The 14016-nt window shown below is 45.7% G+C and carries 15 protein-coding genes; 10 read left to right on the top strand and 5 right to left on the bottom strand.

What is annotated here, in order from left to right; genetic code table 11:
• Positions 1-124 precede the first annotated feature (124 nt).
• The 7 genes from LU290_RS09280 (at position 125) to LU290_RS09250 (ending at position 6262) form a co-directional block, all read left to right on the top strand.
• On the top strand, positions 125-463 hold the full coding sequence (locus LU290_RS09280; RefSeq protein WP_277808305.1) for a zinc ribbon domain-containing protein YjdM: 339 nt from the start codon (positions 125-127) through the stop codon (positions 461-463).
• A gap of 28 nt (positions 464-491) precedes the next feature.
• Positions 492-737 carry a hypothetical protein gene (locus LU290_RS09275; RefSeq protein WP_277808304.1) on the top strand — a complete coding sequence of 82 codons (246 nt, stop codon included), beginning with the start codon at positions 492-494 and terminating at the stop codon, positions 735-737.
• Positions 734-1174 carry a PIN domain-containing protein gene (locus tag LU290_RS09270; protein ID WP_277808303.1) on the top strand — a complete coding sequence of 147 codons (441 nt, stop codon included), beginning with the start codon at positions 734-736 and terminating at the stop codon, positions 1172-1174. Before LU290_RS09275 ends, LU290_RS09270 begins: the two co-directional genes overlap by 4 nt.
• A gap of 10 nt (positions 1175-1184) precedes the next feature.
• Positions 1185-2474 (top strand): glutamate-1-semialdehyde 2,1-aminomutase, encoded by a 1290-nt coding sequence (gene hemL / locus LU290_RS09265; protein ID WP_277808302.1) that lies wholly within the window; start codon positions 1185-1187, stop codon positions 2472-2474.
• 85 nt (positions 2475-2559) lie between these two features.
• Positions 2560-2958, top strand: coding sequence for a hypothetical protein (locus LU290_RS09260; protein WP_277808301.1), 399 nt, complete (start codon positions 2560-2562; stop codon positions 2956-2958).
• A 139-nt stretch (positions 2959-3097) separates the two neighbouring features.
• On the top strand, positions 3098-5878 hold the full coding sequence (gene secA / locus LU290_RS09255; RefSeq protein ID WP_277808300.1) for a preprotein translocase subunit SecA: 2781 nt from the start codon (positions 3098-3100) through the stop codon (positions 5876-5878).
• Between the two features lie 93 nt (positions 5879-5971).
• A complete protein-coding gene (locus LU290_RS09250; RefSeq protein ID WP_277808299.1) occupies positions 5972-6262 on the top strand; it encodes a hypothetical protein in 291 nt (96 codons plus the stop codon).
• A gap of 191 nt (positions 6263-6453) precedes the next feature.
• On the opposite strand, the gene LU290_RS09245 is transcribed toward LU290_RS09250, so the two are convergent.
• From LU290_RS09245 to trxA, 3 genes are all read right to left on the bottom strand, one after another.
• Positions 6454-6870: a hypothetical protein gene (locus tag LU290_RS09245; RefSeq protein ID WP_277808298.1), complete on the bottom strand. Its 417-nt coding sequence runs from the start codon at positions 6868-6870 to the stop codon at positions 6454-6456.
• A 391-nt stretch (positions 6871-7261) separates the two neighbouring features.
• Positions 7262-8530, bottom strand: coding sequence for a transcription termination factor Rho (gene rho / locus LU290_RS09240; protein ID WP_277808297.1), 1269 nt, complete (start codon positions 8528-8530; stop codon positions 7262-7264).
• Positions 8531-8732: 202 nt separating this feature from the next.
• The gene (gene trxA, locus LU290_RS09235; protein WP_277808296.1) at positions 8733-9053 is read right to left on the bottom strand and encodes a thioredoxin; all 321 of its coding nucleotides are present in this window, start codon (positions 9051-9053) and stop codon (positions 8733-8735) included.
• 322 nt (positions 9054-9375) lie between these two features.
• Between trxA and LU290_RS09230 the strand changes: the two genes are divergently transcribed.
• From LU290_RS09230 to LU290_RS09220, 3 genes are all read left to right on the top strand, one after another.
• Positions 9376-10125, top strand: coding sequence for an RluA family pseudouridine synthase (locus LU290_RS09230; RefSeq protein ID WP_277808295.1), 750 nt, complete (start codon positions 9376-9378; stop codon positions 10123-10125).
• A 19-nt stretch (positions 10126-10144) separates the two neighbouring features.
• On the top strand, positions 10145-10429 hold the full coding sequence (locus tag LU290_RS09225) for a hypothetical protein (RefSeq protein WP_277808294.1): 285 nt from the start codon (positions 10145-10147) through the stop codon (positions 10427-10429).
• A 191-nt stretch (positions 10430-10620) separates the two neighbouring features.
• On the top strand, positions 10621-11316 hold the full coding sequence (locus LU290_RS09220) for an NYN domain-containing protein (RefSeq protein ID WP_277808293.1): 696 nt from the start codon (positions 10621-10623) through the stop codon (positions 11314-11316).
• A 242-nt stretch (positions 11317-11558) separates the two neighbouring features.
• Here LU290_RS09220 and LU290_RS09215 read toward each other — a convergent pair whose 3' ends face one another.
• Positions 11559-11888: a protein tyrosine phosphatase family protein gene (locus tag LU290_RS09215; RefSeq protein WP_277808292.1), complete on the bottom strand. Its 330-nt coding sequence runs from the start codon at positions 11886-11888 to the stop codon at positions 11559-11561.
• A gap of 359 nt (positions 11889-12247) precedes the next feature.
• Positions 12248-13957: a SulP family inorganic anion transporter gene (locus LU290_RS09210; RefSeq protein ID WP_277808291.1), complete on the bottom strand. Its 1710-nt coding sequence runs from the start codon at positions 13955-13957 to the stop codon at positions 12248-12250.
• Positions 13958-14016 lie beyond the last annotated feature (59 nt).

Raw genomic sequence — 14016 nt, 5'->3', positions numbered from 1 at the left:
GCCATTGTAGCATTTTCAAGCCAAGATTAACATTTTGTAGCAACAAAAAATCGCCAAAATCTGTTATACTAGGCAAAAAATTTTAGCTGTATTTTTAACGATTTGACTGCACTTAGGAATGATTATGACCTTACCAAACTGCCCAAAATGCGATGAAAGCTACACTTATGCCGATGGCGATTTGCTCATTTGCCCCATGTGTAGCCACGAATGGACGGCAGACGAGATGGCAGACGATGTGCCTGTCATCAAAGATGCGGTGGGTAATGTGCTGTCAGATGGCGACAGCGTTACCGTGATTAAGGATTTGAAGGTCAAAGGCTCAAGCACGACCATCAAAGTCGGCACAAAAGCCAAATCCATTCGCCTGATTTATGACGCACCAGACGACCATGATATTGATTGCAAGATTGACGGCTTTGGGGCGATGAAGTTGAAGTCTAGTGTGGTGAAAAAGGCGTGATTTAAATCATTTAAATTGGGAGAGAGTAATGCAATTAACCATTGAAATTGACGACAAACTTGCCCAAGAGTTTTTTAGTCTTGTGCCAGAAAAAAAACGCAGTTTTTATGTAAGTGAGCTATTGGCAAGCCATCTGTCTTTTAAAAAGAAAATAGAAACAAGCGATATTAAAAAAGGTAATGAGAGAAAATTGCCTTTTGAAGTATTGCCTGCTCGTGGCACAATGGGAACGAATGAATTAATTAACCAAATACGAGAGCAAGAAGGAGTATGAAAGCCTTATTGGATGTCAACTTTCTAATTATTTTATTAGATAGTGGACATAAAAATCATCATATTGTCAAAGAATGGTTTTTGGATTTTGCTGAAAATCCTAATAATATTTGGTTAAGTTGTGCCACAACACAAATGGGCTGTATTCGCATTTTATCCACACCCACTTATAGTAATCCATTTAAAATCCAAGAAATTCAAAAAGTTTTGACGGGATTGATTAATAACACCAATCACCAATTTATCTTGTCGGATATTGATTTAAGCAATAATGATTTGATAAATTGGCAACACATTCAAGGCAATAAACAATTAACCGATGTTTATTTATTGGCATTGGCAAAATTACATAATGCCAGTTTTGTGTCATTGGATGCCAAAATTAGCCCTATTGTTATCAAAGGCTTTGATAGCCAAAATTTAATTACTTTATTATAGAGATTTAAAAATGACAACCCTAACCGCCGACCAAGTCTTATTTGAAAAAGCCAAACGCCATATCCCTGGGGGTGTAAACTCGCCCGTGCGTGCCTTTGCAGGGGTGGGCGGTACGCCTGTGTTCGTGAGCCGTGCCAAAGGTGCGTACATTTATGATACCGAAAACCGCCCCTACATTGACTATGTCGGCTCGTGGGGACCGATGATTTTGGGACACGCTCACGATAAGGTCATTGATGCCGTAAAATTAGCGGCTGATGACGGCTTGTCTTTTGGTGCGCCCACACCCTTTGAGACGACAATGGCGGATTTGATTTGCGATTTGCTCCCACACATTGAACTCATTCGTATGGTGTCAAGTGGCACAGAGGCGACAATGAGTGCCATTCGTCTGGCTCGTGGCTACACAGGGCGAGATAAAATCGTCAAATTTGAAGGCTGTTATCACGGTCATTCTGACAGCCTGCTTGTCAAGGCTGGCTCTGGCATGCTGGACATTGGCGAGCCAACAAGTAAGGGCGTGCCTGCTGATTTTGCTAAGCATACGCTGACTTTACCTTATAATGATGTGGGGGCGTTGAAGTCGGCTTTTGAAAAGTTTGGGAGCGAGCTTGCCTGCGTGATTGTTGAGCCGATTGCAGGCAATATGAATATGATTATTCCGACACAGGAATTTCACGCCACGCTACGAGAGCTTTGCACCCGATACGGCACGGTGCTGATTTTTGATGAAGTGATGACGGGCTTTCGTGTTGGGCTAAAAGGGGCGAGCGAGCATTTTGGCATTACGCCTGATTTGACGACTTTTGGTAAGATTATTGGGGCGGGCTTGCCCGTGGGAGCATTTGGCGGTAAGCGTGAGATTATGGAATGTATCGCTCCTTTGGGCGGTGTGTACCAAGCAGGGACACTCTCTGGCAACCCCCTAGCCATGCGAGCGGGTAAGGCGATGTTCGAAGAATTAACCAAGCCTGATTTTTACAAAGAATTAACTGACAAAACCGAATATTTGGTGAATGGCTTGACCGAAAAAGCCCAAAAACACGGCATTGCTTTTAGTGCGTGCTTTGTGGGCGGTATGTTTGGTTTGTTCTTTAGCGAGACTTTGCCGAGGAATTTTGGCGATGTGGCAAATGCTGACACCGCACGCTTCAACCAGTTTTTCCATGCCATGCTCAAACAAGGCGTATATCTTGCCCCATCTGCGTTTGAGGCGTCATTTATGTCGTCCGCTCACACTTATGAAGATTTGGATAAGACGATTGACTGTGCAGATAAGGCGTTTGCTGAACTTAAATAATCATTAACCGAATTGGTGTGTCAGGGTATATGGTGCACCAATTCAATCATAATTTTAAGTGATGTTGCTATTTAAAAAGCTACTTTTGTCGTTATTATTTTCAATCACAACAGTATTGTCCGTTTCAAAAATAGATGTATATTGTGACTTTGCAATATTTTATCTTATCAAGCCGTGGGTTTTGGTGGTTGAAAGTTTGGCAGAGTATGTGTTTGTTAAAAATTTGCTCATCAATATTGGTGCGGTGTTTTTGATTTATGCCCCCTTAACTTTACTGCTGTTGATAAGAGTTAAAAACATTACAAAACGCCATTTTAAAATAGCAACGATGATTGCAGCATTAAGCGTTTTGCATTTGGGATTTTTTATGCTTTTACACGGCGAATATTATTGGACGGACAGTAAAAAATACATAGACAATTCAATGATTTCCAATAATTTTTACAAAAATCCCCCAATGAAGACGCAATTAGGTTTTATATGACATCATCAAGAATTCAGTTACGAACAATGCAAACCTTTTTTGGTAAAAATCCCCACAAAATCCCTTGATTTTTCCCAATTCACAACCATTTAACCTAAATTATCAAAAATCTTTGCCAGTCGGCAATTTGGGAACAACCATGTTAAGTAAAATTATCGGCAGTGTCATTGGCACAAAAAACGAACGAGAACTCAAGCGTATGCGTAAGGTCGTGGCGAAAATCAACGCCTACGAGCCGACCATTCAGACGCTGACCGATGAAGAACTGCGTCAAAAAACCTTTGAGTTTAAAAACCGCTACGAGCAGGGCGAGAGCTTGGACAGTATTTTGCCTGAGGCCTTTGCGGTGTGTCGTGAGGCGTCCATTCGTGTCAATGGCATGAGACATTATGATGTTCAGCTCATTGGCGGTATGACCCTACACGAGGGCAAGATTGCCGAGATGAAAACAGGCGAGGGTAAGACGCTCATGGCGACCCTTGCCATCTATCTGAATGCCATCAGTGGTAAGGGTGTGCATGTCGTTACAGTCAATGACTATCTGGCAGGGCGTGATGCTGAGCTCAACCGTCCGTTGTTTGGCTTTTTGGGGCTGACGGTGGGCGTGATTTATAGCCAACAGCCCCCACAAGAGAAGTTTGAGGCGTATCGTGCCGACATCACTTATGGCACGAATAACGAGTACGGCTTTGACTATCTGCGAGACAACATGGTCTTTAGCCTGTCGGAGAAAAAACAGCGTCCGCTCAACTACTGCATCATTGACGAGATTGACAGTATTTTGATTGACGAGGCTCGTACGCCACTCATCATCTCGGGGCAAGCTGAGGACTCAGCCGAGCTGTATGCGCTGATCAATAACATCGTGCCACGCCTGACTCGCTCAGAAGATGAAGAGCTGAATAAAGACAATAAAGATGGTGATTTTTGGATTGATGAGAAAAACCGCGCCATTGAAATCAGCGAGAAAGGCTACGAGAAAATTGAAGGATTTTTGGTAGAGGTGGGACAGCTTGGCGAAAACGAAAGCCTGTACAGTCCAGCTCGTCTGCCACTACTTGCCCATGTGCAAGCGGCGATTCGTGCGCATCATATTTTTGTCAAAAACATTCATTACATCGTTCAAGATGGCGAGGTGGTTATCGTTGATGAAAACACAGGGCGTACCATGCCGGGTCGCCGCTGGTCGGAAGGTCTGCACCAAGCGGTCGAGGCAAAAGAAGGTGTGGAAATCCAAGCTGAAAACCAAACGATGGCGACCACCACTTTCCAAAACTATTTCCGTCTGTATGACAAGCTGTCTGGCATGACAGGTACGGCTGACACTGAGGCGGCAGAATTTAAATCCACTTATGAGCTTGAAGTGGTCATCATTCCAACGCACCGTCCGATCGCTCGTATTGACATGGATGACCAGATTTTCTTGACCAAATTGGGCAAATATCAAGGCATCATCCGTGAAATCAAACAAATCACCGCCAAAGGTGCGCCTGTGCTTGTCGGTACGGCGACGATTGAGGCGAGTGAGGAGCTGTCGTATTTGCTTGACCAAGAAGGCATCAGCCACAATGTGCTAAACGCCAAACAGCACGAACGAGAAGCCGAGATCATCGCTCAGGCAGGTCGCCCAAAGGCAGTCACCATCGCCACCAACATGGCAGGTCGTGGTACGGACATCATTTTGGGAGGTAATTGGCAAGCCCAAGTGGAAAATCTGCATGAATTGACAGAAGAACAAAAGGCAGCCTTGCAAGCTGAGTGGCAAGCTCGTAACGAGGCGGTCAAGCAGGCGGGTGGCTTGCACATCATCGGCTCAGAGCGCCATGAGTCTCGCCGTATTGACAACCAGCTGCGTGGGCGAGCAGGGCGACAAGGCGACCCAGGGCAATCGAGATTTTTCTTATCTTTGGAAGATGATCTGATGCGCATCTTTGCAGGCGACCGTGTGACGAACATGTTCCGTGCGATGGGGCTTAAAGAAGATGAGGCGATTGAGCATAAGATGGTCTCTCGCTCTATTGAAAACGCCCAAGGCAAGGTCGAGGCTCGAGATTTTGACGCACGCAAAAACCTGCTCAAATATGACGATGTGGCGAACGACCAGCGTAAGGTCATCTATGCTCAGCGTGATGATCTTTTGGGGCAGGCTGATTTGCAAGAATCAATCAAGCAAATGCACCATGAGGTGTATAATGTGCTGATCAGTCAGTTTGTACCGCCTGGATCGGTAGATGATCAGTGGAATATTGATGGTCTTGAAGATGAGATTGAAGAGGCGTTCCGTTTTTATATGCCGATCAACGACTGGCTAGATGCCGACCGCCGTCTGGACGAGGAGGGCTTGCGTGCCAAGATCATTGATACTGCCATCGCGCGCTATGAAGACAGACGGGCACAGATGGGTGAGGAAAGTGCCGCATCGCTTGAGCGTCATTTCATGCTACAAAGCCTTGATCGCCACTGGAAAGAGCATCTGACCCAGATGGATCAGCTAAGAAAGGGCATCCATTTGCGCAGCTATGCACAGAAAAACCCTGAGCAGGAATATAAGCGTGAGTCGTTTGAGCTGTTTGTGTCCATGCTTGGCGCCGTCAAGTCCGACATCGTACAGGACTTGGCACGAGTGCATGTGCCGACGCCAGAGGAGCTTGCAGCGCTTGAAGAGGAGCGTCGCCGTCAAGTGGAATCCATGCGCATGCAATTTGAACATCATGATTTGGCAGAAATGGAGGCGCAAGCAGAGCGTCGTTCGGTACCAAGTCAGAACATCAGCCTGACCTTGGGTGCTGCCGCAAGTGCTGGACAAGTTGAGCGTAGGGCAGATGATGAGGTGGTGATTCCACAGAACATCAATCGCAATGCGCCATGCCCTTGTGGCTCAGGGCTGAAATACAAGCAGTGCCACGGCAAAATCAGCTAAATGCAATCAAAATAGACAGATGAAAATCTGTCTATTTTTTCTGGTGTTTTGTGCTATACTATGTAATAACAACATATCCCAATGGATGAAATGATGAAAAAGCCTTTATACCTACTGATGGCATTTGCTGTCATGACAGCTGCCTGCTCAAAGAAAGAGGCGCCTGCTGAGCCTACAATCACTGAGCCTGAGACTGTGCCGATGTCAGCAGAGCCTGCCGACCCAAATACCGCCATCAATGATGCTGCCACCACCCAAGACCCTGTGGTGCTAGAGCCCATCGAAGGTGAGGCTGCACCTGCGAATGCTGAGCAGACAGGTGGTGAGATCATCGAGGGGGAAATCATCGAGTCTGTCGATGATGACGGTCAGCCAAATCAATAATAAAAAGCGCCTTTAAGATAAGGCGCTTTTTAAATGTCTACAGAGCAAGCCTGCTCACTGTCAGGCGTCATTTAAATCTGCTGGATTTTGCAATTTATAAGCTTTGTAAGCAAAGTCTAAACCACCAACAAAAAAAAGAGCCCAAATAAGAGCTCTTTTTTGTACCAAAGGTACTATTGTCTGAGTAGAGATTATTTTTTCTCTTCAGTAACAACAGTAGTAGTGGTAGTAGTGGTAGCGTCAGCAGCAGGTGCGGTCGCAGTAGCAGTTGCAGTGTTTGCACCAGCAGCAGCGTCTTTAGCAGCATCAGCAGCTTCTTCAGCAGCAGCTTCTGCGTTTTGTGCAGCATCAGCAGCGGCTTCAGCAGTAGCGCCAGTAGTAGCTTGTGCGTTTGCAGCAGCAGTTTCAGCAGTAGCAGCAGCGGCTTCAGCAGTAGCAGCAGCTTCTTGAGCAGCAGCGTCAGCAGGAGCAGTAGCAGCTTCTTGTTTAGCTTCAACAGCAGCAGCGTTAGCGTTTGCAGCAGCGTCAGCAGCTTTTTCTTCTGGCTTTGAGCAAGCAGTTAGTGCTACAGAAGCGATAAGAGCAGATAGAACTAGTTTAGTTTTCATGGTAAATCTCCATAGGATAGTAGGTTAGCAATCGTATGTCAGAATTAGAAAATCTAGGCAAGTGCATTTGTTGCCCTACCTTTAGACAAAATCCTTATCATACTTTACTGCAAGCGCATTATACCTAAAATTTGCTAAATGAAAAGGTAAATTTATCAAATTTTAATAAAAAATTGTAACAAAATATTTCAGAATTTTGTCTTTTTATTCAGCATGACGCTGATTCGGCTTTTGACTTGCTAATCGCACTCAAAAGAGCGATTTTAATACTTATTTAATACCCGTTGATGCATGGTTTGCTTGGCTTAATGCTCAAAATCTTTATCAGCAAACCATCCCATGCTATCACACATGGCGATGATTTGCAAGTTTGCACTTGGTTCCAAATGGCTTAGTTGGTCGCTTTTTTGGTCATGTTGCTAAAAAACTCGTCGTTGGTTTTTGAGTCTTTTAGGCGGTCAAGCAAAAATTCGGTCGCTTGTGAATCATCCATCGGTTGTAGCAGTTTACGAAGTACCCACACTCTTCTTAAAGTCTCTTCATCGAGCAGGCGCTCTTCACGGCGAGTGGATGATTTTTTGATGTTGATCGCAGGGAAAATACGGCGCTCGGCAAGGTCTCGCTCTAAGGTGATTTCTTGGTTGCCTGTGCCTTTAAATTCTTCAAAAATCACGCTGTCCATCTTCGAGCCTGTGTCAATCAGGGCGGTTGAGATGATGGTCAGGCTGCCACCTTCTTCGACATTTCGTGCCGCACCAAAAAAGCGTTTTGGACGCTCAAGTGCATTGGCATCGACACCGCCTGTCAAAACTTTACCGCTTGATGGAATCACAGTGTTGTACGCACGGGCAAGGCGGGTGATGCTGTCTAGCAAAATCACCACATCTTGTTTATGCTCCACAAGGCGTTTGGCTTTTTCGATGACCATCTCGGCGACTTGAATGTGGCGCTGCGGCGGTTCATCAAAGGTGGATGCCACCACTTCGCCACGCACCGTACGCTGCATTTCGGTCACTTCTTCTGGGCGTTCGTCAATAAGTAGAACGATCAGATGGCATTCAGGGTGGTTTTTGGCGATGGCTTGGGCGATGTTTTGTAGTAGGACGGTTTTACCTGCTTTTGGAGGAGCGACGATGATGGAGCGCTGACCCTTACCAATCGGTGCGATAAGGTCAATCACACGCCCCGTCAAGTCTTCGGTCGTGCCGTTACCTTGTTCTAGGATAAGCTGCTGGGTTGGGAAAAGTGGTGTTAGGTTTTCAAAAATCAGCTTATGGCGTGAGCGGTCTGGCGTGTCAAAGTTGATTTCGCTGACCTTTAACAGGGCAAAATATCGCTCTTGTTCTTTGGGTGGGCGGATTTGCCCTGCGATGGAGTCGCCAGTTTGTAGGTTAAAACGGCGGATTTGGCTTGGGCTGACATAGATGTCGTCAGGACCTGCCAAATACGAACCTTCCGATGAACGCAAAAAACCAAAGCCGTCAGGCAGGATTTCTAAAACGCCATCGCCATAAATGGGTTCGCCATTGCGTGCGTGCGTTTTTAAGATGGCGAAAATGATGTCTTGCTTGCGGCTGCGTGCCATGTTTTCAAGCCCCATTTGCTCGGCGATATAAAGTAGCTCGGCAACGGACTTTCTTTTGAGTTCGGTCAGATTCATGGATAGGTCTTGCAAAGATTGGTCATGAGAAAGCTATCGGCGACTTGCGCAGACAGATTGTGGAAAAGAATTTGGAAAAGATGTGTTGCGAATTGAACAAAGGATGCAACGGTGCGTAATGATACGAGTTTTTGGGTGTAAAATCAAGCAAAAAACAAAAAGACTTGCAAAAAACAAGTCTTTTTTTGTAAACAAGCAAATCTTATAGGTGCTTGTCCAAAAGCTCGGCAAATTCTGACTTCGGACGGCTGCCGACGATGGTGTCCACTTTTTCGCCATTTTTAAAGACAAACAGCGTCGGAATGCTACGAATGCCAAAGCGTGCAGCGGTCTCAGGGTTGTCATCGACATTTATTTTGACGATGTTGGCACGACCTTCATAGTCTGCCGCCAGCTCTTCTAGGGTTGGAGCGATGGCTTTGCAAGGACCGCACCAAGCTGCCCAAAAGTCCACAAGCACAGGCTTATCAGATTGTAGGACATCTTGTTCAAAGGTTGCGTCGGTGGTGTTGATTAGTGACATAATTTTCTGCCTTTTGGTTGGTTTGTGTGTTTTAAATTATGGGACTTGGCGGATGATTTTTCAAGATGATTGGGTGAGATTGACAAGGAATATTCTCAAAAATGCCAAGGTAAATGAAGCTTGGCTTACTCTCGCCACGGCTGATGCATCAGGCAAGTGACACCGCTCGGGGCGTGCCGACAAATCCTAAGCAATGAGCGTGAAAAATGCCAAGTCAGATGTGCTATAATAGCAAAATTTTGTCAAAAAGACAGATTTTATGCCATTAAATTTGTCAATAATCCAGATTAATTACACCAAACATTTCACTTTTAAAAATCCTATGAATCAAACCAGCCGTCACGACCGCCTGTCTGAAGACAAAATTGCACAAATGAACGCCGAAGAATTGGCGAGAGATTCTGCATTTTTTGAGCAATTCATCAAAGCCATCACCGTCTATGAAGACGATGACATTTGGGTGGGCGATAAGCCAGCAGGACTGCTTAGCGTTGATGGACGCACACTTAAGGTGAGCCTACAATCTCGGCTATTAAAAGTATATCCAAACATCAAGCTCATTCATCGGTTGGATATGGACACATCGGGTTTGATTATTTTTGCCAAAAATGAACACGCTCAGACGCACATTTCTAAGCAGTTCATTGAACGCATTCCGTCCAAAGAATATCAGGCGGTGGTGGTAGGGACGATCGCTCTTGACGACAAAAAAGGCGTGATTGATGTGCCTGTGCGTTATGAACCTGCCACCAAGCCACGACACATCGTGGATATGGATTGGAATAAGCGAGCCTTGACGCATTATGAAGTGCTACACCATGAGCTTAGGTGCGATCATGCGGGCAAATCACACCCTGTCACTCGTGTCGCCCTAAAACCCATTACAGGGCGCAGTCATCAGCTGCGAGTGCATATGGTGCATATCGGTCATGTGATGATTGGCGATCCGATTTATGCCGAAGGCGTGGCACTGCAGCTTGCTCCACGGCTAAATTTGCACGCCCATAAGCTGCGCCTAAAACACCCAACGCACGGCGTGTGGATGAATTGGGAAAGTGAAGTGCCGTTTTGATGCCAGCTCGCCTGCAAAAATGCCCGTTAATAACACCACAGATGCTGTTAGAGAGGTGTCTCGGTACTTTTTTGGGACAGACGCAGAGCGAGTAAATGATTTGTTAAATGGTATATCAAACATCAAACAGCACATCAACGACAAATTGGCGGCGGTTAATTACCAGCTAGGATTGTATCGAGAAGGTTTAGATAAAGTTTATGTACCTACTCCAGAGCAAAACCTACAAGAAAGAAACAAAGCTTGGGCGGATATTGAGCGTTCAAGAGATGTCGATAACGACCTGGGTCTGAGTCCAGGTTAAGAAGTTGCATTGTAACCAATTTTTATTTGATAATAGACTTTGATTCTCAATAGTAGATTGTGTGTTACAAGCTTGACAAAAAATATAGATGCCTCTATAATAACAGACATCTAGCCCTTAGCAGTACGCCTTTGATGTACATATTCAAAGTGCCAAGCCTTTGGGCTTTTTTATTTTTTGGGAAAAAAAAGATGACGACTGCTGTATTTATTGACGGTGCGTTTTTTGTTAAACGCTTACGCCATTATCTATCCGATGCTGACCACTACAACGCCAAAAAGATGGCGGATATTGCCATGGGCATGGCATTGGAACACCTAAAACTACGTAACCAAAGCAAAGAAACAGACGATTTATATCGTGTTTTCTTTTATGATTGCCCACCCCTTGAAAAGAAAATGCATCGACCCGTCAGCGGTAAAGCCTTAGATTTATCCAAATCAGATGAAGCGATTTTTCGCAAAGAGCTACATAAAGAGCTGATTAAAAAACGCAAATTCGCTCTGCGGCTCGGACGCTTGGCGGACTATGGTAGCGATTGGAAATTAAAGCCAGAAGTTCAAAAAGCACTTTTAAAAGGCAAGAAACAATGGCAGACACTCAAGGACGACGACTTTTCTCTCAATGTTACACAAAAAGGTGTAGACATGCGAATTGGCGTAGATATCGCCACTGTCAGCTTAAAGATGCAAGCCAGTCGCATTGTCCTTATCGCTGGCGATGCTGATTTTGTACCAGCCGCCAAACTTGCTCGGCGTGAAGGCGTAGATTTTATCCTAGACGCGATGCATCAGCCAATTTCTGATGATTTATTTGAGCATATTGATGGTCTATGGACAACCTATCATGCTAATCAAAGGAAAAATGGCACTGCGCAAAAATATTAAAAGTTGCATTGTAACCAATGTTGATAAAAAATAAGCCACTATGTTGATAGTGGCTTATTTTGCATTCGTTATACCTTGACCGACCCAAAACAGCACCCAGAGTAGATACTAATCTCCAAAAAATTTACCCATATCATCACGCCTTAAAATCTACCTTAAATTCTCCATCTACCAAAACCACCTTGCTGTGATGTTGGCTTGCTGTCTTTTAACATGATTAATCCATGGTTGATATTTTATCATCAAATCAAACCGCTAACCACCGCACTTTGATATAGGCGTTTGGCACGATTGCCTGTACCGCAAAACACCATCACAGGGCTTGGTAATTCACGCAGCAGTTTGGCGAATTTTTCTACCACATCTAGGTGCAGACTGTCGCCATCAACAGGCAGGTGGCGATATTCAAGTCCTGTTTTGCTGGCGCTTTGGTTGATGGCGTCTGCGGTGGGCTGGTTGTCGCATTCGTCATCAAAACGCAGGTTAATCAGGCTTTTAAAGCCTAGATTTGATAGGGTTTGGCATTGGTGTGGGTAGATTTGTTTGTAGAGTGTGATGGCGTTTGTATTCATGATTTTTCCTAATTTTGATCGTAAAAAAATAATGGGACAAGTTGATTTTGTCCCATTATCTTAGCGAAATTTTATCGGCACTTCAATGCTGATTGCTGCATAAGCATATTCCAAAATATGAAAAAATTTAAAAAATTTGCACAAATAGGAATAAGTTTTGCCAAGCATTTCACCATACCCATCACAGTCGTGTAGGATGGGCGATGCCCACCATTTTTAGCGTAAGTTATTGAATTTGTTTGGTTTCGCTTTGCTCAACCCAACCCACGACATCTACATAAGCATATTCCAAAATATGAAAAATTTTAAAAAATTTTCAAAATTAGGAATAATTTATGCCAAGCAATCCGCCATGCCCATCACAGACCACACCAGTCGCCACCTTGATATTTGAGCTTATCCACCGCTTGCTTGGTGCTTAAAAACACTTCGCCTGTCAGCTGGTTGAGCAGTTCGCCGTCTTTTAAGATGTCCATGATGGGTCCTTTGACTTCGGTCAGGTGCAGACGCTTGCCTTGGGATTTGACTTCTTGGTTGAAATCGATGAGCATTTCTTGGGCGGTAAGATCAAGGTGGTTGACGGCCGTCATGATGAGAATGATTTCACGAGCATTTGGGTGTTCATAGTAGCGACGACGCAGGGTGTCGTGGATGGTCGTGGCGTTGCCAAAATACAGGCTCTCATCGATACGCAGCATGAGTAGGCTGTCAAAAGTGGTCGCCTTGTGGCGGGTGATGTCACGAAAGTGACCACTGTCGCCAATCTGTCCGATGGTGGCGATGTTCACACGGTGTGAGCGGTACACCATGAGTGCAAAGCTTGCTAAGATGCCAGCGATCAGACCGACATTAAGCCCAAAGCCGATCGCCACGGCAAAGCTGATGCCCCAGCACCATGCATCGGCAGTATCGTGTTTGATGGCGCTTTTTAGGGTGTCGGTATCCACCATCTGCACCGCTGAGATGACGATGATGGCGGATAGCACCGCATAGGGCAGGCCTGTCAAATACTGACCAAAAAACAGCAAGATGAGTAAAATGCCCAGTGCACACACCACGGATGCAAAAGGGGTCTTTGCGCCAAGTCCGATGTTTAGGCTGGTGCGAGAGATACCGCCTGTGACCGCAAAGCTGCCAGACATGCTGCTGGCGATGTTGGCAAAGCCTAAGCCTAAAAGCTCTTTGTTGTTGTCAAACGGCTCTTTATGGGTGCGTGCATAGTTGCTCGCCACGGCTGAGCTTGAAATAAAAGCGATGAGTGCGATGAGCAGTGCCGATGGTAGCATGGCGATGATCGTGCTGATGGAGGGCAGGTGCAGGCTTAGGCTTGGAAACCCTGTGGGCAAAGGTTCGAGCAGACGAATGCCAAGCGCTTGCCAATTAAGATGATTTGCCAAGATGATGGCGATGACCGTGATGACGATGACGACCAGACGCTTGGCAAAATCGGCACTCGACTTGGGCAGCCACGACCACAAAGACTTGATGTAGCGATTTGCAAGTAAGATGGCAAAAGCGCCAAGCCCGAGCATGGCGGTGCTTGTGTGGATATAAAAGCCGCCGTGAGAGAGGTTTTTGATGATGTCGGTGAGACTGCCACCAGTGATGGGTGCGCCGATGAGATTTTTGAGCTGAGAGATGATGATCATCACAGCTGCTGCGCTGACAAAGCCGCTGGACACCCCCCGACTGACAAACTGCATGATCCAGCCAAGCCTTAGTACGCTGGATAAGCACAAAATCACCCCGACCATGAGCGCAAGCGTAATGGACAGTGAGATGTACTGAATGCTGCCTGTGGCATAGTCGGATAAGGCGCTGGCGGTCATGATGGCGGTCACCGCCACAGGACCTAAGGCGCTCACGCTGCTAGATCCGATGTAGGCATACACCAAAGTCGGCACGATGGAGGCGTACAGCCCCATGATGGGCGGCAGACCTGCCAGTGCTGCATAGCCTAGGCTTTGAGGAATGACCAATACCGCCATCATCAAGCCTGCGCTTAGGTCGTTGGTGATGAGTTTGGGCTGCTGTTTTAGGGTGTTTATCCAAGCTGGAAAAATGAACATTGTAAGCTCAATACAAAAAATAAAAAAAATAAGCCATCAAAAGACGGCTTATTTTGGGG

Source organism: Moraxella nasibovis (genome assembly GCF_029581575.1).
GTDB classification, from domain to species: domain Bacteria; phylum Pseudomonadota; class Gammaproteobacteria; order Pseudomonadales; family Moraxellaceae; genus Moraxella; species Moraxella nasibovis.
Note: the sequence above shows the minus strand (reverse complement) of the source record. Positions and strands in the feature narration are given on the sequence as shown.

What these genes read in the sequence shown, in the direction of transcription:
- LU290_RS09280 (WP_277808305.1), top strand. Translation starts at nt 125, where the DNA reads ATGACCTTACCAAACTGCCCAAAATGCGATGAAAGCTACACTTATGCC.
- LU290_RS09275 (WP_277808304.1), top strand. Translation starts at nt 492, where the DNA reads ATGCAATTAACCATTGAAATTGACGACAAACTTGCCCAAGAGTTTTTT.
- LU290_RS09270 (WP_277808303.1), top strand. Translation starts at nt 734, where the DNA reads ATGAAAGCCTTATTGGATGTCAACTTTCTAATTATTTTATTAGATAGT.
- hemL (WP_277808302.1), top strand. Translation starts at nt 1,185, where the DNA reads ATGACAACCCTAACCGCCGACCAAGTCTTATTTGAAAAAGCCAAACGC.
- secA (WP_277808300.1), top strand. Translation starts at nt 3,098, where the DNA reads ATGTTAAGTAAAATTATCGGCAGTGTCATTGGCACAAAAAACGAACGA.
- LU290_RS09250 (WP_277808299.1), top strand. Translation starts at nt 5,972, where the DNA reads ATGAAAAAGCCTTTATACCTACTGATGGCATTTGCTGTCATGACAGCT.
- LU290_RS09245 (WP_277808298.1), bottom strand. Translation starts at nt 6,870, where the DNA reads ATGAAAACTAAACTAGTTCTATCTGCTCTTATCGCTTCTGTAGCACTA.
- rho (WP_277808297.1), bottom strand. Translation starts at nt 8,530, where the DNA reads ATGAATCTGACCGAACTCAAAAGAAAGTCCGTTGCCGAGCTACTTTAT.
- trxA (WP_277808296.1), bottom strand. Translation starts at nt 9,053, where the DNA reads ATGTCACTAATCAACACCACCGACGCAACCTTTGAACAAGATGTCCTA.
- LU290_RS09230 (WP_277808295.1), top strand. Translation starts at nt 9,376, where the DNA reads ATGAATCAAACCAGCCGTCACGACCGCCTGTCTGAAGACAAAATTGCA.
- LU290_RS09225 (WP_277808294.1), top strand. Translation starts at nt 10,145, where the DNA reads ATGCCCGTTAATAACACCACAGATGCTGTTAGAGAGGTGTCTCGGTAC.
- LU290_RS09220 (WP_277808293.1), top strand. Translation starts at nt 10,621, where the DNA reads ATGACGACTGCTGTATTTATTGACGGTGCGTTTTTTGTTAAACGCTTA.
- LU290_RS09215 (WP_277808292.1), bottom strand. Translation starts at nt 11,888, where the DNA reads ATGAATACAAACGCCATCACACTCTACAAACAAATCTACCCACACCAA.
- LU290_RS09210 (WP_277808291.1), bottom strand. Translation starts at nt 13,957, where the DNA reads ATGTTCATTTTTCCAGCTTGGATAAACACCCTAAAACAGCAGCCCAAA.